This window comes from Paenimyroides ceti, assembly GCF_030409925.1.
This window is the reverse complement of record NZ_JAUFQU010000001.1, coordinates 1,376,831-1,394,108: the sequence shown is the minus strand read 5'-3', so window position 1 is coordinate 1,394,108 and position 17,278 is coordinate 1,376,831. Positions and strand designations below refer to the sequence as shown.

General features: G+C 34.3%; 18 protein-coding genes and 1 pseudogene. 3 read left to right on the top strand and 16 right to left on the bottom strand.

Annotation, left to right across the window (positions count from 1 at the left end):
• Positions 1-67: 67 nt before the first annotated feature.
• The 10 genes and pseudogenes from QW060_RS06695 to QW060_RS06650 form a co-directional block, all read right to left on the bottom strand.
• Entirely contained in the window at positions 68-1,654 is a 1,587-nt protein-coding gene (locus tag QW060_RS06695; protein ID WP_290362870.1) for an ABC-F family ATP-binding cassette domain-containing protein, read from the bottom strand.
• 158 nt (positions 1,655-1,812) lie between these two features.
• The gene (locus tag QW060_RS06690) at positions 1,813-2,205 is read right to left on the bottom strand and encodes a hypothetical protein (RefSeq protein ID WP_290362869.1); all 393 of its coding nucleotides are present in this window, start codon (positions 2,203-2,205) and stop codon (positions 1,813-1,815) included.
• Positions 2,206-2,272: 67 nt separating this feature from the next.
• A pseudogene (locus tag QW060_RS06685) lies at positions 2,273-2,842 on the bottom strand (integrase core domain-containing protein).
• 149 nt (positions 2,843-2,991) lie between these two features.
• Positions 2,992-3,357 (bottom strand): hypothetical protein, encoded by a 366-nt coding sequence (locus QW060_RS06680; protein WP_290362868.1) that lies wholly within the window; start codon positions 3,355-3,357, stop codon positions 2,992-2,994.
• Positions 3,358-3,443: 86 nt separating this feature from the next.
• Positions 3,444-4,184 (bottom strand): hypothetical protein, encoded by a 741-nt coding sequence (locus QW060_RS06675; protein ID WP_290362867.1) that lies wholly within the window; start codon positions 4,182-4,184, stop codon positions 3,444-3,446.
• A 103-nt stretch (positions 4,185-4,287) separates the two neighbouring features.
• A complete protein-coding gene (locus tag QW060_RS06670; RefSeq protein WP_290364710.1) occupies positions 4,288-5,250 on the bottom strand; it encodes a GLPGLI family protein in 963 nt (320 codons plus the stop codon).
• 137 nt (positions 5,251-5,387) lie between these two features.
• Positions 5,388-5,675, bottom strand: a complete 288-nt coding sequence (locus QW060_RS06665; protein ID WP_290362866.1) for an alpha/beta fold hydrolase — start codon at positions 5,673-5,675, stop codon at positions 5,388-5,390.
• Between the two features lie 150 nt (positions 5,676-5,825).
• Positions 5,826-6,695 carry a DUF808 domain-containing protein gene (locus tag QW060_RS06660; protein ID WP_290362865.1) on the bottom strand — a complete coding sequence of 290 codons (870 nt, stop codon included), beginning with the start codon at positions 6,693-6,695 and terminating at the stop codon, positions 5,826-5,828.
• A gap of 71 nt (positions 6,696-6,766) precedes the next feature.
• Positions 6,767-7,435: a hypothetical protein gene (locus QW060_RS06655; protein WP_290362864.1), complete on the bottom strand. Its 669-nt coding sequence runs from the start codon at positions 7,433-7,435 to the stop codon at positions 6,767-6,769.
• A gap of 54 nt (positions 7,436-7,489) precedes the next feature.
• Positions 7,490-7,843, bottom strand: a complete 354-nt coding sequence (locus tag QW060_RS06650; protein WP_290362863.1) for a hypothetical protein — start codon at positions 7,841-7,843, stop codon at positions 7,490-7,492.
• Positions 7,844-8,271: 428 nt separating this feature from the next.
• Here QW060_RS06650 and QW060_RS06645 point away from each other — a divergent pair, with 428 nt between their 5' ends.
• From QW060_RS06645 to QW060_RS06635, 3 genes are all read left to right on the top strand, one after another.
• The gene (locus QW060_RS06645) at positions 8,272-9,156 is read left to right on the top strand and encodes a helix-turn-helix domain-containing protein (protein WP_290362862.1); all 885 of its coding nucleotides are present in this window, start codon (positions 8,272-8,274) and stop codon (positions 9,154-9,156) included.
• A 77-nt stretch (positions 9,157-9,233) separates the two neighbouring features.
• On the top strand, positions 9,234-9,725 hold the full coding sequence (locus QW060_RS06640) for a DUF1772 domain-containing protein (protein ID WP_290362861.1): 492 nt from the start codon (positions 9,234-9,236) through the stop codon (positions 9,723-9,725).
• Between the two features lie 10 nt (positions 9,726-9,735).
• Positions 9,736-10,368 (top strand): NAD(P)-dependent oxidoreductase, encoded by a 633-nt coding sequence (locus QW060_RS06635; RefSeq protein ID WP_290362860.1) that lies wholly within the window; start codon positions 9,736-9,738, stop codon positions 10,366-10,368.
• 70 nt (positions 10,369-10,438) lie between these two features.
• Here QW060_RS06635 and QW060_RS06630 read toward each other — a convergent pair whose 3' ends face one another.
• The 6 genes from QW060_RS06630 to QW060_RS06605 all read right to left on the bottom strand — a co-directional run bounded on the left by QW060_RS06630 (position 10,439) and on the right by QW060_RS06605 (position 17,216).
• A complete protein-coding gene (locus QW060_RS06630) occupies positions 10,439-10,645 on the bottom strand; it encodes a hypothetical protein (protein ID WP_290362859.1) in 207 nt (68 codons plus the stop codon).
• Between the two features lie 79 nt (positions 10,646-10,724).
• Complete coding sequence (locus QW060_RS06625) at positions 10,725-11,840, bottom strand: efflux RND transporter periplasmic adaptor subunit (RefSeq protein WP_290362858.1); 1,116 nt, start codon at positions 11,838-11,840, stop codon at positions 10,725-10,727.
• 7 nt (positions 11,841-11,847) lie between these two features.
• Positions 11,848-15,003: an efflux RND transporter permease subunit gene (locus QW060_RS06620; RefSeq protein WP_290362857.1), complete on the bottom strand. Its 3,156-nt coding sequence runs from the start codon at positions 15,001-15,003 to the stop codon at positions 11,848-11,850.
• A 6-nt stretch (positions 15,004-15,009) separates the two neighbouring features.
• Positions 15,010-16,401, bottom strand: a complete 1,392-nt coding sequence (locus QW060_RS06615) for a TolC family protein (protein WP_290362856.1) — start codon at positions 16,399-16,401, stop codon at positions 15,010-15,012.
• Positions 16,402-16,482: 81 nt separating this feature from the next.
• Positions 16,483-16,911, bottom strand: a complete 429-nt coding sequence (locus tag QW060_RS06610; protein WP_290362855.1) for an HYC_CC_PP family protein — start codon at positions 16,909-16,911, stop codon at positions 16,483-16,485.
• A gap of 158 nt (positions 16,912-17,069) precedes the next feature.
• Positions 17,070-17,216: a hypothetical protein gene (locus tag QW060_RS06605; protein WP_290362854.1), complete on the bottom strand. Its 147-nt coding sequence runs from the start codon at positions 17,214-17,216 to the stop codon at positions 17,070-17,072.
• Between the last annotated feature and the right edge of the window lie 62 nt (positions 17,217-17,278).

Here is a 17,278-nt window from a genome sequence, read left to right as displayed (position 1 = left end):
TACCTGATGGAAAAGTCAGTATAATCAAAGGGAAACATTTTAGTTTCCCTTTGACTTTTTTAAATGTTTAGAGTTCGATGTTTCTTTCAATATCTATTTCATCAAGAAAATGCGTATCATGCGATACAACAACCAATGTTCCTTTGTATTCATTTACAGCTCTTGTCAGAATTTCTATACTCTGAATATCCAGATTATTTGTCGGTTCATCTAAAATTATCACATCAGGAGTTTGAGTGGCTATGGTCAGACAGCATAACATTAACCGCATTTTCTCTCCTCCGCTCAAATTGAAACAGCATTTGTCCCAGTATTGACTATGAAATAAAAAACGGTTGAGCCTGATTTTTATTTCATGTTCCTGAAGAGCTCCTGTATTAAATTCCTGAGCCTGTTCATAAACCGTTTTAGAAGGATCAATTAAAGAGTATTCCTGATCGATATAAGCAGATGAAAACTCATTTCGCAATACTACACCTGAGAAGTCTTTTTGCTTTCCTAAAATAAGATGTATCAGAGTCGTTTTACCTGAACCATTTTTTCCTTTCAATGCAATGCGTTCTCCACTGAGCAATATAAGATTAAGAGGAGTTTTAAATACAATGTGTTCGTTATATTTGAATTGAAGATCCTTTGTTTCTACCAGGATTTTACCTTTATGTAAAACAGGAGAAGTAAAACCAAACTTCATGTGTGCAAGATCCGGAAGTTCTTTGCGCAATTTCTGGAGTTCCAGAGAAATACCCCCTATTTTCTCACCATGCACTCTTTTTACTTTTGCAGTGCTTTTTTCTGCATTATTCTTTAGTGTATTCATAGAAATAGTAGGCAAACCTGCTTTTTCCTGCTTTTTTTTGCCCCTTGCGTCTAATTTGTTTTGTCGCTCAAGCGTTTCCCTCTCTTTCTCCTGCGCTTTTTTTAATGCTTTTTCTTTACTTTTTACTTCTGAATCCAATGCTATTCGTTCTATTTCTTTCTGTTCAGTATAGAAATCATAATTGCCTCCGTATATTTGAATTCCGTTTTTTGTCAATTCCCATATTTCTTCTAACATATTGAGTAAAATCCGATCATGACTTACAATGAGCAAACTAATTCTAGTTGTGCTGATAAATTCATACAGTAACGCTCTCCCCTCAGTATCCAAATGGTTACTCGGTTCGTCTAATAAAGCCAGCTCCGGTTCATGAATCATCATTCCTGCCAAGAAAACTTTATTTTTTTGGCCTCCGCTTAAGGTCTCCATTTTTTGCTGTAACTCAATATCCTGCAGTTTCCAGTATTCCAATGCTTCACGACAGCGGTCTTCCAATGTCCAGTCATCATTGAGAATGGTTAGGTATTCTTCAGTTACATTTCCATTGAGAATTTCATGTAATGATTTAAGCTTTTTGTCAATATGCAATGCTTCGGCAACAGTAAGCTCATTGAATTGGCCAAATACCTGTGGAACATAATAAGGATCGGTATGAATTTTTCTCACACCTTCAGCAATTTCTAACGTACCAGCTATTATTTTTAAAAGAGTGGACTTCCCTGCGCCATTGTTTCCAATTAAAGCAACTTTTCGATTTTTATTAAGAGTGAGACTGATGTTGGTAAACAGTCGATTTTTATCAGGATGTGTATAACTGATGTTTTGTAAATGTAACATGCATTCTTTTTTTAAGGTATTAATATACAGGCATGCTTCTTAAAAGAAACCTGTTTTTATCGTCCGAAAAAAAATGCTTTTTACATGGAGGTATTATTAAGTTTATTACTGCAAAGTTAATTTTTTTATTCTGTATTTTGCAAATTGAGTACTTATTTTTATTCTTTATGTCTGAATTGCATGTTTAGTTGTTCCAGTTTTTGAATGAGATGATCTGTTTTTTTCTGCTGTAGTCGAATTTGTTTTGGTCGCAGATAGAACCACGAAAAAGCGATCCACAATAAGGTAAAAACAGAAAATATAATGGCCAGAATTAAAGGCATCTTTAAAAGATACTCATAAAGATAAAGTACTATTCCGGTTGACAGCATCACAAAATATAATGTCAAGCTTCGGGTTTGAATGCGATGTTCCTTTTCTTTAATAACCTTTAATTTTTCAAGATACATTTTATTAGTATCCGTAGTGCTGAGATCTTTGTAATTTACTAATAGTTTATTGTAAGAAAAGATAAATACCAACATTGCCATTACAGTTATATAAGCTCCCAAACAGGTAGTGTAGGCTTCCCCTTTTTGTAGGCTTCCCCTTTTTCGGACAAGTTAAAAATATAAAAAATTAGTTATTAATTATTTTCATTATTTGATTTTCATATATCCAAGGACTCATTCCTTTTAAAGCTTTGTGAGGGTGATTTTGATTATAATTTACTTGCCAATTAAAAGCCAAAGCATTTACTTCTAATAGATCTTCAAATAAATAAGCATCTAAAACATCTTCTCTAAAAGTCCTGTTAAATCTTTCTATATAAGCATTTTGAGCTGGTTTACCAGGTTGAATAAATTTTAAAGTTATTTTATTTTGTTCACAAAATATTCTGAATGATTTTGAAATAAATTCCGGTCCATTATCTGTACGTATAGTTTTAGGAAGCCCTCTTTCTCTAATCAAATCTTTTAGCCTTTCGATGAGTTTTTCGGCAGGTATCGAATAATAAGCATTTTCCTCTTGTAACGATTTTAGTTCTTTGAGTTAAGACGAACTCATTCCTGAATATTTTTTCTTCCAAGAGTAAAAAGTAGGTGCAGCGATTCCATATTCGCGACAAATAATCTGAGTAGATTTACCTAAATCATACTCTTGTAAAATCTTTACAATCTGAGTTTCACTAAATTTCGATTTTTTCATGACAGAACATTTTTTTAAAGTTAATACTTTTAATCTGTCTTAAAAATGGGGAAGTTTACCATTTAAACTCATCTTATATTAAGCTAGTGTTTTTTTACTTTGAAATTTATTAAATCTTTGTTGTCTTACTCTCTAATCTCTATTATAACCTATCGAGAGTTTTTTACAAAATCTACTGTATAATATGCTTCTGTATATTCCTTTGGAACGTACCATGAACCTCTAAATTCGGCTATTGTAATATCATTTTTTTCACTATATCCAAAGAGTAAAGATTCGGTTCTTACGGTATCCTTTTGATTATAATGAAACACCACATATCCACTTGTAAAGACCTTACCTTTGGTTTTAACAGTGACTATAGCAGTTGCTATATTATGATGTGTATTGTATTCGTGAATTTGAGCTTTAGACTTCTCAATCTCATATACAGGATGATTATCATCAGAAATGTTACAGGAAGTAAATAAAAATGCTGACACTAAAATCAATAAAGTCAAGTATGTGTATTTCATTATTTTAAATTATATAAAAGTGATCGTAAATAAACATCAATGATGTCGGTAATAGTTTAAAAAAATCAATTCGTTACAAACAGTAATTACTTTATTAACCAAATTTGATTTGTGAGATTATTTAATTCAGTTTTTAATATTCCTCCACGCATTCCTATGTATATATCTTCTCCAGTAATTTGAATGGAATTAGGGTATAAATACACCTTCCAAAACCCCTCTTTAATAAGAGTTTCTATTTCAAAGTCTTGATTAACTTTTATTAGTCCGTGTGAAGTTACTATTAAAAACTCCTTGTCTTTAGTCAACGTAGTAGCATATGGCGCTGCAGGTAATTCAACTTTCTTTTCAACAATCCAGTTATCATTTTTTTTCTCAATTTGAAATATTTGACCGCTTGACATAGATAAATGCGCTAAGCCTTCTGTGATGAATATTTTGCCATTGATCTCAAAAATATTCTTAATATTTCCTGTTGTAATTTTTTCGTATTTAGTACCATCTTCGTTAAACCAAAACAAATTACCTCGGAATTCACCATAATCATAGCCAACAAGCCAACCATCTTTGATTTTGAGGTTGGTCTGTATGCCTTCAAATGAATATTTATCTTCTTTATTGGGAATAATTTTAAAAGGTAATTCTGTTCCTTTTATTCTTCTGAAGTCATATTTTCTATATTCAATTTTATTTTCTGAATTTAAATAAACATCAAAACTTTCTTTCGATTGATTAAGTTTTTGGGCTTGTTGTTGTGTAGGAGGCTCATTAGCTTTTAATTCTTTAATTGGATTTCCAACTAATATGATCGTTCCAATAGTAAGCATTGATAATAGTTTTATCATTTTATAAACTATATATATTTCGGGATTAGATGATTACCTAGAAAATTGTTTTTACAAGGATATTGATTCGGTTGTAAACCATATTTTATTGATTGATATAATTACTTGGGGTTATCTGAGAAGGAAAACTATTTACTTTAACATCACCACTCTCATTAATATTTCTTTTCGGAGAAACCATTTTTCTCAATTCTGAAGACTTAACCAAGCGTTTAGTTTTTTTATTTTCCCACTCATATATTTTTTCTAAGTTTTGCTTTCTTTTTTCTAAAACACCTTTTTCAGTAGGCATTTCTTTCAACATAATCATTCCCTTGCTATTTTTATTCATTTCTAAAAATAAATAATATTCGAAATTATCTCGAATATGTACGTGTTCTTGGATTGTTTTAGTAAGCGTTTCAGGCGGAGGAACAATCTTATTAATATTTTCACAAGGGTAACATACTTCGTATGCAATTATCTGTTGCTTATTATCAAACCAAACTTCTAAAATTACTCCTGGCAATCCAAAAAGTTTTAAAGGCCCGTAAGGAAGTGGTATATCGTTAGTAAACCAAACAATAAAATCAGTACCTCTAAATGTAGTTGTAGCCTTCTTAGCTAATTTACCTGCAATTATTTTAGTATCCTCTAATATGTTCCATTCCATTTCAATCCAATCATCAATCACTTTATACGCAGGTAAGGGACCAACTTTTTGATAATTAAATGACACTTCCTTTGTTTCAAAATTTCTATAGGTAATATATCCTGTTTCATCATGAGTTGGAGAAGTCATAAGAACACTTTTGTCATCGTACTTTGTGCCGCCTAGATCTGCGATAGAATCCATGCCAAGCTTATTCTTTATAAAAAAACTTTCTTTATAATTAAAATCTAAAAAAGAATTGATATTAATTAACTTTTCTGAAAAAGGACTCTGCTCAGCTATGCTATGATATTTTATATATCCTGAAAGAGAATCTTTATTGTAATTTGTTTGGGACAATACAGATACCGAATAACATAAAAAAAAGCTTAGAATTAAAAAACGAAATAAAATCATGATTAACAACGGTTTTATAAGTTAACATATTCGTAAATATATTAAAAAAATGCAACGTCAGAGGTCTTACATCAGTTTTTCAAACTTACTTTCTTTACAACCATCATCATCACATGAATATATTCTAATAATAAAAATTAAATCAAAAGGTAGTTTTTTAATTTTTCAAAAGAAGGATCTTTCTGCGGTTTTATACCCGCAAAACCAGCCATCGTGAAAGTATAACATGTAAATTCAGTCTCAAAATGAGCTGTTGTTGCTTTCCATACGTCACCGGAACTGGCAAACCCCGGAATAAAGATAAGAGATTGATTTCCGGTGCCTGTTTTTTTAATTTCAAAAGGAACATCTATTGTTTGTGCCCATACAGGAGCACTTTGGAACATTAAATAAGCTATGCTTAACCAAAAGAGCGCTTTTTTCATTTTCAGATTTTTTAAATGAATATTTTTCTTTTAGATACATATCACATGATAATGTTACACTTTTCTGTAATTTATTTTTCTCAGCATTCTACAAAATACTTTTTAGCAGATTTGATAAAATATAAAGAGGATCATTTGACCCTCTTTATTCTATTTTGTTTTGAACTTTACCACTATCTTTTTTACCAAAGTAACTACGGCTACCACCAGCGTACCTGCTATAATGCCAAAAAGACTTTCTCTGATTACAGAAGGCCATGAGGTCAGAAAATCATGAAGAAAAGGAATATTGTGGGAGAAAATTCCACCTGAGACTAATATTAGTGCAATGGTTCCTACAATCCCTAAAATTTTAATTACTATTGGCAACGATTTAACAAGTGTACGCCCCACCGAATTAAAAAAACCTTTCTCATGAGACTTTTTTATTAAATGATATCCGGCATCATCCATTCTTACGATCAAAGCGACAATACCATATACGCCAATTGTTGCCAGAATAGCTACTACACAAACCGTGAGTATCTGTACTTCAAGAGGCGCTGTCAAAACAGATCCTAATGCGAGAATGACAATTTCAATTGAAAGAATAAAATCAGTTGAAATTGCAGAACGTACTTTTAGTTTTTCGGCTTGCTGATCATCAAGTGTATTCTTTTCAATGACTTCTGTTCCTTTTTTTTGTTTATGAAATAAAAATTCAATAATTTTTTCCATTCCTTCATACGCCAGATAAAAGCCACCTATTACTAAAACAATTTTAATAGCTACTGGAAGAAAAAAATTCAATAAAAAAGCGATTGGAATAATAATTAACTTATTCAGCAATGAACCTTTGGTTATTTTCCATAAAACCGGCAATTCTCTGGAAGAAAGAAAACCAGTTGCTTTTTCAGCATTTACAGCCAAATCATCCCCTAAAATTGCTGCTGTTTTTTTGGTTGCAACTTTACCTGCAACTGCGACATCATCCATCAGCGCTGCTATATCATCTAAAATTGCAAAAATTCCTGAAGCCATATTTTTTTGATGTAAATTTATGCTTTTCAGTAAAATTTCCTTTATCGCATTCAAAAAAATATCACTTCTTTTTACGGCATCTCAAGGGTATCAAAATCTTTTATATCGGATAATTTTAGAAGTTTATCGGTTTTAACCGGCAGCCAGCTTTCTTTAAAGATTTCCTCACCCGATTCCTGATCGGGACTTCCGTTAGTGTTTTCTTTTAGCAGTTTCTTTTTTGTCAGAAAATTGATGCTGATTTGACTGTCAATTATGGGGCCATAATTATTGCTTTCATCATATCCGATAAGCTCAAAATCTGATTTTTGAAACCGGAAAGTATACCGCCAATATCCATATCTTCCATATCCATAATGTATGTATAAATTTCCTTTTTGTATTTCTACGGACATATCAGGTGGAAAATATACTCCACCCTCTTCGTTTTCTGATGAGAAACAGGAATAATTTCTAACAACAGAAGTATAAGTATATTTTGGATCAGAAAACAATACGATGATTCCTCTTCTGTTGCGATCTACTAATTGATTATAAGAATTGATGACCACTTTTGATTTGTCTGTATCTTTGATGATAAGCACACAATCATCGCGTCCGTCTTTATTCAGATCACCATATACTTTGTCGAAAATCACATATCCTTTTGGTACTATATGTGAAAAATCGTCTGCCTTACGGTTCTGTGTAAAAGCTGTTACCGTAAAAAGAAGACTAAAAAAGGTAAATTGTTTTTTCATTGATTAAGCGTTATAATCAAATATACACATCCTTCCTGAATCTTTACAAAACCTTTATGCACTTAAACTGGCAATTGCTAAAATTGCACCGAATACAAAAATCAATAGTATGATTCCTATTAATGAGATTACCAATCCTGCAATGGCGAACCCTTTAGGTGCTTTAAAAATACCTACAAACGAAAAGATTAATCCCAGTAACCACACCAGCCAGCCAATAAAAGGAATCCATCCTACAAAAATTGCTATCAATGACAGAATAAAACCTGCTATACCCATTCCGTTGCTTTTCGTTTCATTCTGGCTGAAAAAAACGGTCTGAGGCTGTTGATTATATATTGTATTGTATCGACTCGTTTCGTTTTGAGGAGTGTTTTCTGAATGGTGAGAATTGTAGTTTTCTTTCATTATTTGGGATATAATATTTTTTAATATAGCTTTGTTGGTAATTATAATTTAAGGTAATCACGATTTTATCCAAATCAAGATCTTTTTTATTGTTATCAGAATCTCACATCAAGCAACATGAGGAGAATCATTATGTTTATCTTCTGTTTTAAAAATACAGTATATTTTTTACTTATTAATATTACTTACTGAGTTTAATGTATTTGATTGCTCAACCCTTTAAATTATTCCTTTATTCAGGAGGGTTACAATTATAAAAGAACGCGTAAATATACAAATATTTGAGGTGTCAACAAATTAAAAAGCCTATAGTGTATTTTTCTACTAATCCTCTGATTTCATTCGTTTTCTAAAAAGAATCATGATTAAAGAACTCTGAAATTATAAGCTCACACCGAATGGCCTACATCATATTGTCATAGCAAAAAATGAAAAATAACTATATTACATTCAAGGAATTTACAAAGAACTACATCCGGAATTTTCCGGATACATTTCGGTATTTTGAAACTCCCATACAGATATACAAGGCAGAAAATCTATTCAGCCCTGATATACTTACCCCAACGCCTTTGCTAAAAGCAAATTTTAATTTTATTGTATTGCCTACCAGTGGAAATTTTGAGCAGCAGGTAGGTAATGAAATAAAAAAGGTGTCCGAAAATCAGGCTCTGTTGGTGATGCAGGGCGAAGTAACATCATTATTGCGACAGTCACGTAATGTAAAAGGGTTTTATATCTTATTTGAAGATAAAATCTTACAGCAATTCAAAGATCACGGTAGTTTTATTAAGTTGTTTACCACTGCTCCGATTATTCAACTACAAAAAAATGAAAGTGAATTTTTGGAGCTGACTTGTAAGTTGATCATACGCGAACTGGAAGCACCGGAATGTGATGAACAAATTGTATTACATCTTTTTCAATCTTTATTGTTAAAATTTCTGAAATCATCAGAACTCAGAAAAGGACTCTCAAGACAATTTGATATCGCTGTTTTGTTCAGAGAGTTGGTGTATAAACATTTTTCGGCTCATTACAGCATCAATGACTATGCAAGCATGTTGCATATTTCCCCCAACTATCTGAACCGTTGCGTACAAAACATCTGGAACAAATCGGCAAAGCAGTTTACACAGGAGTTTATCATCATCCAATCTCAAAAGCTTTTACAGGATTTTTCCGGTTCTGTATCCGACATTGCGTACCAGCTTAACTTTAGCGATCCTTCTTATTTCAGCAGGTTGTTTAAAAAAACAATCGGTATTTCTCCTCAAGAGTACCGCTCCAATTTAATGCACGATATGTCCTGATAACAGCACGCTGGATCCCTATTTTTTTAAATTAAAGTTGTGAATTTTACAGCATTCATCAATACTAAAAAGGAAAAATGAAAAACACCTTATTTTATAATATCACAATAGCTTTATCAGGACTTTTTGCAGGAGGCTGTATTACTATTTTGTTTATTCTCGTGCCGTTTTGGAAGTCATTGCCACCAACAGAACTTATGGTTTGGTTTAGCCATAATGGACCGCACGTGGGTATTACAATGTTACCCATGCAGATTTTACCCCTTCTTTTTACGGCTTACGCTTATATTTTAGCCCGAAAAAACAAAGAAAAATCTAAAGAAATATGGCTATATGCCAATATTTCCAATGGTATTATTCTGCTGATGTTTGTGGGTTATTATCTGTCTGTCAATTTGCAGTTTATCAATCAGACCATGAATCCTGATGATGTTGCGTTTGAACTGCAGCGATGGGAAATGATACATATTGCAAGAACTATCCTTGCTATTTTAAGTACTGTATTGGCTATTGTGGCGTACTTCAGATATGAGGAAAACCGGAATACAAAAATAACTACTACTCTATAAATTATAAAATATGAACATCTTTCTATTTGGCGCGACAGGAGGCACTGGTAAAGAAATTCTGATTAAATTACTGGAACACAATTGCCCGGTATTTGTTTTAGCCCGTAATCCCGATGCAATCTCAATCAGGCATCATCATTTGACTATCATCAAAGGCGGTGTGTATGATACTGAAACTTATAAGGAACAGTTAAGTACATGCGACGTTGTAATTTCTGCATTGGGAACCGGAACATCAAGGAGACCAACAGAGATTTACTCTAAAGGCGGGCAGCAGATTATTGCCGTGATGCAGAAAACCGGCGTAAAAAGGCTTGTTACTCTGACGGCCGGGGCATTTGACCCAACAGACCCAGCAACCCGAAGCCGTATTATTAAATACATTGTTCAGCCATTATTTAAAAACATCTATGCCGATATGCAGAAATGGGAACGTATCTTAGAAAGCAGTAAAGATATTGACTGGACGATCATCAGACCAAGCCGATTGACTAATGGAAAAGAAAGAGGTAGCTACAGAACACTACAGGACCATTGTCCAAAAGGCGGTAGTAAAATCAGTCGTAGGGACCTTGCTGACTTTATCATTAAGCACGCTGTTGCTCCAAAATACATTCATCAAAAAGTAGCTGTTGCTTATTAGAGTCTGGCTATTGATTACAGTTGTTTTCTTCAGTATATACTTTATAAAATAAACAGAAAATGAAGCATTATTAGTTCATTTCTTCAAAAGAATATCTCAAACATTTCGTTTTCAAATCAATATAATCGAAAAATTCTTCAACCCTTTTTTCAATTAAAAGATAAACAGGATATGGAGAAAATGATAAAAAAAAGAAGCTGTCTTTTTCGACAGCTTCTTCGCTTTCAGCTTCTAAGAATATAATCTTAAGAAAATGATCACCTTCATTATGGTTCAACCTGACCCTGTTGTTTAGTAAAAAGTAATGTCGCTAATGCTATTACCCTTCCTGTTTTTAGAATCATTTTCATGTTTTACTACTTCTTGACCTGTGGATCTTTTGATGGTACCACTTTTCCTTCCATGATTTCTTCAGATGCCATTTTTAAGATATGCTCTCCTTCTGCTAAGTCACCAAAAACTTCTACTTTATCTCCCATTACCCTCCCTTTGCTTACGGGAACATATTGTGTTTTACCATTGTTGATGCGGATTACATAAACCCCCATACCGCTTTCTACAACGGCCGTCTTGGGAACAAAAAACGTAGCCACTGTATTTTGTAATGAAATACTTGTTTCGGCTACCATATAAGGTTTTAATACATTGCTTTTATTGATAAAATCGGCCTCTATTTTTTCGGAGCGTAGTCTTACATCCAAACTTCCCGATTTTCTACTGATTAAAGCCATATATTTCATTTCAGGCTGTGAACGCACATAAAAACGAATCGTATCACCAATTTTAATATACGGTGTGTGGGCTTCAGAAACAGAGAGATTTAATCGTAACTTTTCATTGTTTTCGATTACCAAAAGTGGTGTTTTACTCATCGGACCTACATAAGCTCCTAAATCGATACTTCTATTAGTAATGATACCGCTAAAAGGTGCTTTGATAACCAAATAATCTTTGATATTATTGATTTCATTGTATGCCGAACGGGCAGCAGCCAATTGCGATTCGTCGGAAAGCTTACGTGCTTTGATTTGATCAATAGCATCTTTTGCTACAGCACCTTCGGTTTTATCGGCTTTTAACATACGATCATAGGTTGATTTAGTCGAAAGATAAATCGCTTCTTGTGCCTGCATTTTTGCTTTTGCATTGGCAATTTGAGACATAATTTCTGGTGCCTCTAATACCACTAATGTTTGTCCTTTAACAACACGATCGCCGATATCAACACGAATTTGCTGAACATAGCTATTTACTTTTGCAAATAATTCTGTCTGTTCATCGGGTTTTAATTCACCTGCTAATTTTATCGTAACTAATGGATTGGATTTTGAAATGGAAATGGTTTCCATCATGTTCATCATTCCCATCCCTTCCATATCAGGTTTGGTCTCTTTATTTTCAGTTTTTTCGTTTGTGTTACATGCCGACAGTAACATGATAGCTGCCAGCAGAACGATATATTTGATTTGCATTTTTCTATTATTTTGAAGGTTGATAATGAATACTGTTTTCGTCTTCTGGATCTAAGGAAGGAGAAATAACGCTCGCCTTTTTCTGTATCCAGCCAAATACTAAAGGAAGAATAATCAATACGGAAACGGTAGAAAATAAAAGCCCTCCGATAACGGCTCTTCCTAACGGAGCAATTTGATCGCCACCTTCGCCAAAACCAATCGCCATAGGCAACATCCCCGCAATCATGGCTAATGTGGTCATGATAATTGGCCGGATGCGTAATTTTGCGGCTTCAACACCTGAAAACACCGCATCTTGATTTACTTTGCGCAATGTTTCAGCATTGCTGATTAACAGAACGGCATTGGCAATAGAAACACCAACAGACATAATTAAGCCCATGTATGACTGCAGATTGAGTGTTGAGTCTGTAATGTTTAACATTAATAAAGCACCAACAATTACAAACGGTACTGTTGATAAAATCACAATAGACACACGAAATGACTGAAATGTAGCAGCTAACATCAGGAAAATAACGAAAACGGCTATTAGTAGCCCTACGGCCAGGCTGGATAAAGTTTCTTCTAAAACAGGGTCCATACCCGCCACTTCTATGTTTACACCTTTTGGCAATTCACCCAAAGAGGCAATTGCAGCTTTCACATCTTTTGAAGCTTGCTCCAAATCCTTTTTGTACAAATTGGCCGTTACAGTAGTATATCCCATGGTACCTAAATTGTAACTCTCCCCTAATTCTTTTGTAGGTGTTATTTCAGCTACATCACCTAAAACAGGTCGATCCGAGTTCTTACTCAAAGGTAAATTCGCCAATTCTTCTTTACTGTTTAAAATGTTTTGTGGTGTTTGTACTTGTACATCGTAAGCGATTCCCATCATACCACCAACCCAAAAGTTTTTGTTGGTGTAACGCGTAGAAGCTGTTGCAGCTACCAAAGATTTGGCAATATCTTGTGCATCTAAGCCTAATTGTGCTGCTCTTGTTCGGTCGATATCTATTTGCATTGCAGGATAGTTCATGGACTGTGGAATTTGCTGATCGCGCAAATAATCAATCTCCTTCAGCTTTACTAACAATTTATTTGCGTACATACTGTTCATCTTTTTCATCATACCCGACACACGGATTTCTATGGGTGTATTGGTTCCTTGACTTAAGATTTTCTCTGTTAACTCAATCGGCTCAAATGAAACAGTCAGTTCGGGCATTTTCTCTTTATAATATGTACGTAACTGATCTTTCAATTCGTCTGAATTACCTTTAAATTCTTTCAGAGCAACTTGCATGAGGGCTTCGTGAGGTCCCGCATTGTATAGATAAACAGGACTTACAGCAAAAGTAGATGGGTGCTGACCTATAAATACCGAAGAGATGGCAATATTATCTTTACCTACATTATTTTTTAAATGTTCTAAAAATTGCTTTACCTTAACTTCTGTTACTTCGATACGCGTACCTTCGGTCGCTTTTATACGCACCTGAAACTGAGTTGAGTTAGATGCTGGTAACACATCTTTACCCGTTGTTTGGTAGAGTGCAAATGCGCCAATCAATACAGCAACTAAACTTGTACTAACAATGGTCTTTTTCTGCTTGGTTAACTTCGTTAAAACGCTCACAAAAAGGTTTCTGAATTTTAAGAACCAATCTTCTTGATGAGCAGGATTTTCACAGTGATTTTTCTGGTGTTCCATTATCCAGTTGGCCATCACAGGAACAAAAGTTTGTGATAGTAAAAAGGAAACAATCATCGAAAAACCAATAGACAACGCTAAAGGCATAAACAGCGAACCTGGAATCCCTGTCATCATAAATGCTGGTGCAAATACTGCCAAAATACATAGCATGATTAATAATTTCGGGAAAGCGATTTCCTTACATGCATCCCAAATAGCTTGTGCCCGTGTTTTGCCCATAGCGAAATGCTGGTGGATATTTTCAATGGTTACAGTGCTTTCATCAACTAATATACCGATGGCTAACGCTAAGCCTGAAAGTGACATGATGTTAATGGTCTGCCCAAATAATTTTAGGAACAACACACCTGAGATAATCGAAATGGGTATCGTCATAATCACGATTAGTGCTGCCCGACGATCTCTTAGGAACAACAACACCATTAAACCTGTTAATAAGGCTCCTAAAACACCCTCTAAAACCAAACTTTTCAACGCATTGGTAATGTACACAGATTGATCAAACTCATACGAGATTTGTACATCTTCAGGCATATTCCTCTGGATATTAGGCAGTTCTTTTTTCAAAGTATTTACCACATCCAGCGTAGAAGCATTTCCTGCTTTGGCAATATTGATATAAACCGAACGCTTACCATTAATCAGTGCATAACCTGTTGCGATATCAGCACCGTCTTTTATAGTAGCCACATCGCGGATATACACATTTTCTACCGTTCCTTTAAAAATTGGAATGTCGCCCAATTCTGTTACTTCTTTTACGGTATTGTTGGTTGGCGTTAAATAGTTCTTGTCACCGATATACACATTTCCAGAAGGCGACGTAATGTTATTACGGCTGATGGCTTCCACGATTTGTTCGGGCGATAGATTATGTGAACGCAATTTATAGGGGTCGATATTGACCTCAATGGTACGGGGACTTCCTCCAAAAGGGGGCGCTGTTGTTAATCCTGGGATCTTAATCAAAAATGGACGTGCGTTAAAATTGGCAATATCCTGTAATTGATTATTGGTTTTTGTATTACTTCGAAAGACCAGCTGCCCGACAGGTTGTGAGGAAGCATCAAAACGAATGATGAATGGCGGCGGTGCACCTGGAGGCAAAAATACCTGTGAACGGTTAGATAAGGCGTTAATCGTCGCAATCGCCTCCCCCATTTCAGTTCCTTCGTAAAACGTTACCTTCATTAAGGTAAGTCCTTGCGTATTCTTAGATTCAATATTTTTTACTCCGTTAGTAAAAAGCATCATGTTGACATACATTTTGGTAAAATAGCCTTCCATTTGCTGTGGTGTATATCCGTTAAACGAATGTGCAATGTATACCACAGGTAAATCCATTTCAGGAAGAATATCTACTTTTATATCTTTGGTCGCTTTGACTCCAAAGAACAATAGCCCGAGCACCAAAACCATAATAGCTATGGGCTTTTGTAGTGCAAATTTTATTAAATTCATTTTTTTTTAATTAGATAAAGGCGTTAATACTTCCATATTCCCTTGAGCCGAAGCTACTAATAGTAGAGCCTGCCACACATTGTTTTGTGCAATCTCATAATCAATTTCTGCTCTGTTCAAACTGTACAATGCCTGTGTAAAATCAACCAAAGTGGTCAGTCCATTTTCATACAAGGCCGATTGCTGTTTGTAAGCCAATGCGGCAGCTGCTAACTGAACTTTGGTTTCTTCAAAATTTTCGTAGGCATTTGTTAGTTGTGCATCTGCTTGTAGCAATAGATTCTTCAATTCTTTTGCTTGTGCATCAAACGTATGTTGCAAATATTGCGTCATGAACTTTTGCTCTTTGATTTTAGTAGCAAAACGAAAAAGATTGGTCATATTCCATGTCAAGGAAAAGCCTAATAAATAATTGGAACGATCAATTCCAACACCTTTTATATAACTCATCGAATAAGCTGAATGGTCTTGTGCATAATTAGATTTGAACCCCGATCCACGCCCTTGAATAAGACCAAAGGCAGATAAATTTGGTTTATTACTTGACTGGAAGACTTTGATATGTTGTTCACTTTCATCAATTTTTGACTGTTGCAACTGCAAATACGGATGATTAGAAAGATCATTATCTACTATTCTCAATTCTTTTTCCGGAAGTGTTGTGCTGTACAGGCTATCCAACTCGTAGGATTTAAAATCATCGTTCATTAAAACTGCTAATTGCTTAGACCAGGACAATTCTTTGTCATATGCTTTAATTAGTAATGATTTTGCATTCGACCATTCCGCTCTGGCCAATTGCGCATCCACTTCTGGAATCAATCCGCTTTTGGCTCTGGCATCGGTCATTTCATAGAAAACCTGTGCGCGAGCTGCATTCTGTTCCTGTACATATTTTACGCGTTGACTGGCTAATAAATTAAGGTACACAGCACTTACTTTTACCTGCTGTTGAAAGATTTCTTGCTGCACATCAGCCATAGCCGTCAGTTCCTTTTTACTTCCTAACACAACTTGGTTTTTGATTCGTCCAAAAGTGAACAAATTCCAATTGATATTAGCAAAATAAAGCGAACCGAAAGTTGCATTCCAATTTTGCTCGTCTAAAGGCATAGAGGTTGACGCAGAGCCCAACCCACCGTAGGCATACATAGGACCATGCAACACATTGATGGTGCCAAAACTTTGTTGTGCCGAAAGGGTTAAATCGGGTAAATATTGTTGCTTTTGAAAAGCAGTTTGTTGAGCCGAAGCATTAACTAATTGTTGTTTTGCTTTGATTTTATCGTACTGACTTGTTGTACGATAAATCGCATCTTCTAATGTTAAGACCTGTCCGTAACTATATAAATAACAAACAGATACTAAAATTACAGACGCAATGAATTTTAATTTCATTGGTATAAATTTAGAAATTAGACATAAAATGTAGGGCAGTATCAAAAAGATGAAACTGCGAAAGTAGATTCTTGTCTAAAATCAAATTCTATAAACGCAATGTAAAATATAAAGAGGAGTACTCTGAATAGGGAGTTTTGAGGAAGAGTAAGCGGTATTTTTTTCAGTATCTAATACAATTGCTTCGAAATCGAATACCGTTCCCAACATTTTATTCGGAATGGCATCGCCCCAGAATTTTAATGAAAAATCAAAATTGTTTTGTTTTTTTACACTATTATCAACTTTTACATATTTTGCATCATGTTGACAACAGTTTTTCTTTTGATCTTTTAATCCTTTTTCCTTTGCTGAACAAATCGAACAAGGTTTGTTCTGATTTTGTTCTTTGGTATCGCTAAAACTGTATATTTTACTTTCGGTTCCTTTACAAAAATGTTTATATTGGGTAAAGCCCGAAGCCAATACCAAATAAAATAAAGAAAGGAATATGACAAAGATTTTTTTCATAGGTTTAATGGCAAAATTAACCAATCTATTTTAATAGGGAGTTGTATAATTATCCGGTTTTGTTACATAATTTCAGAGTAGGCTTAATATGAATATTATCCATAATAACGGTTATATGTGATAACAGAAATATAACAAACAAACAATTGTCTTTTCAATTATTCAGATGCAGAGCCATATATACAAAATAAAAAAGTCCGGCGATAGTGCCGGACTTTTTTAGCAGAGAGGAAGGAATTCAAATCCTCGCTACCCTTTTGGAGTATACACACTTTCCAGACGTGCGCCTTCAACCACTCGGTCACCTTATTTTCGTCTGCCAAACAACGAAAAAATGGGATTAAATAAAATTTAATTCGGTATTTCT

Bases quoted from the DNA above. Each gene is read 5' to 3' on its own strand.
- QW060_RS06640 (WP_290362861.1), top strand. From the start codon at position 9,234: ATGAAAAACACCTTATTTTATAATATCACAATAGCTTTATCAGGACTT.
- QW060_RS06660 (WP_290362865.1), bottom strand. From the start codon at position 6,695: ATGGCTTCAGGAATTTTTGCAATTTTAGATGATATAGCAGCGCTGATG.
- QW060_RS06615 (WP_290362856.1), bottom strand. From the start codon at position 16,401: ATGAAATTAAAATTCATTGCGTCTGTAATTTTAGTATCTGTTTGTTAT.
- QW060_RS06635 (WP_290362860.1), top strand. From the start codon at position 9,736: ATGAACATCTTTCTATTTGGCGCGACAGGAGGCACTGGTAAAGAAATT.
- QW060_RS06610 (WP_290362855.1), bottom strand. From the start codon at position 16,911: ATGAAAAAAATCTTTGTCATATTCCTTTCTTTATTTTATTTGGTATTG.
- QW060_RS06620 (WP_290362857.1), bottom strand. From the start codon at position 15,003: ATGAATTTAATAAAATTTGCACTACAAAAGCCCATAGCTATTATGGTT.
- QW060_RS06680 (WP_290362868.1), bottom strand. From the start codon at position 3,357: ATGAAATACACATACTTGACTTTATTGATTTTAGTGTCAGCATTTTTA.
- QW060_RS06665 (WP_290362866.1), bottom strand. From the start codon at position 5,675: ATGAAAAAAGCGCTCTTTTGGTTAAGCATAGCTTATTTAATGTTCCAA.
- QW060_RS06625 (WP_290362858.1), bottom strand. From the start codon at position 11,840: ATGCAAATCAAATATATCGTTCTGCTGGCAGCTATCATGTTACTGTCG.
- QW060_RS06670 (WP_290364710.1), bottom strand. From the start codon at position 5,250: ATGATTTTATTTCGTTTTTTAATTCTAAGCTTTTTTTTATGTTATTCG.
- QW060_RS06645 (WP_290362862.1), top strand. From the start codon at position 8,272: ATGAAAAATAACTATATTACATTCAAGGAATTTACAAAGAACTACATC.
- QW060_RS06675 (WP_290362867.1), bottom strand. From the start codon at position 4,184: ATGCTTACTATTGGAACGATCATATTAGTTGGAAATCCAATTAAAGAA.
- QW060_RS06655 (WP_290362864.1), bottom strand. From the start codon at position 7,435: ATGAAAAAACAATTTACCTTTTTTAGTCTTCTTTTTACGGTAACAGCT.
- QW060_RS06695 (WP_290362870.1), bottom strand. From the start codon at position 1,654: ATGTTACATTTACAAAACATCAGTTATACACATCCTGATAAAAATCGA.
- QW060_RS06650 (WP_290362863.1), bottom strand. From the start codon at position 7,843: ATGAAAGAAAACTACAATTCTCACCATTCAGAAAACACTCCTCAAAAC.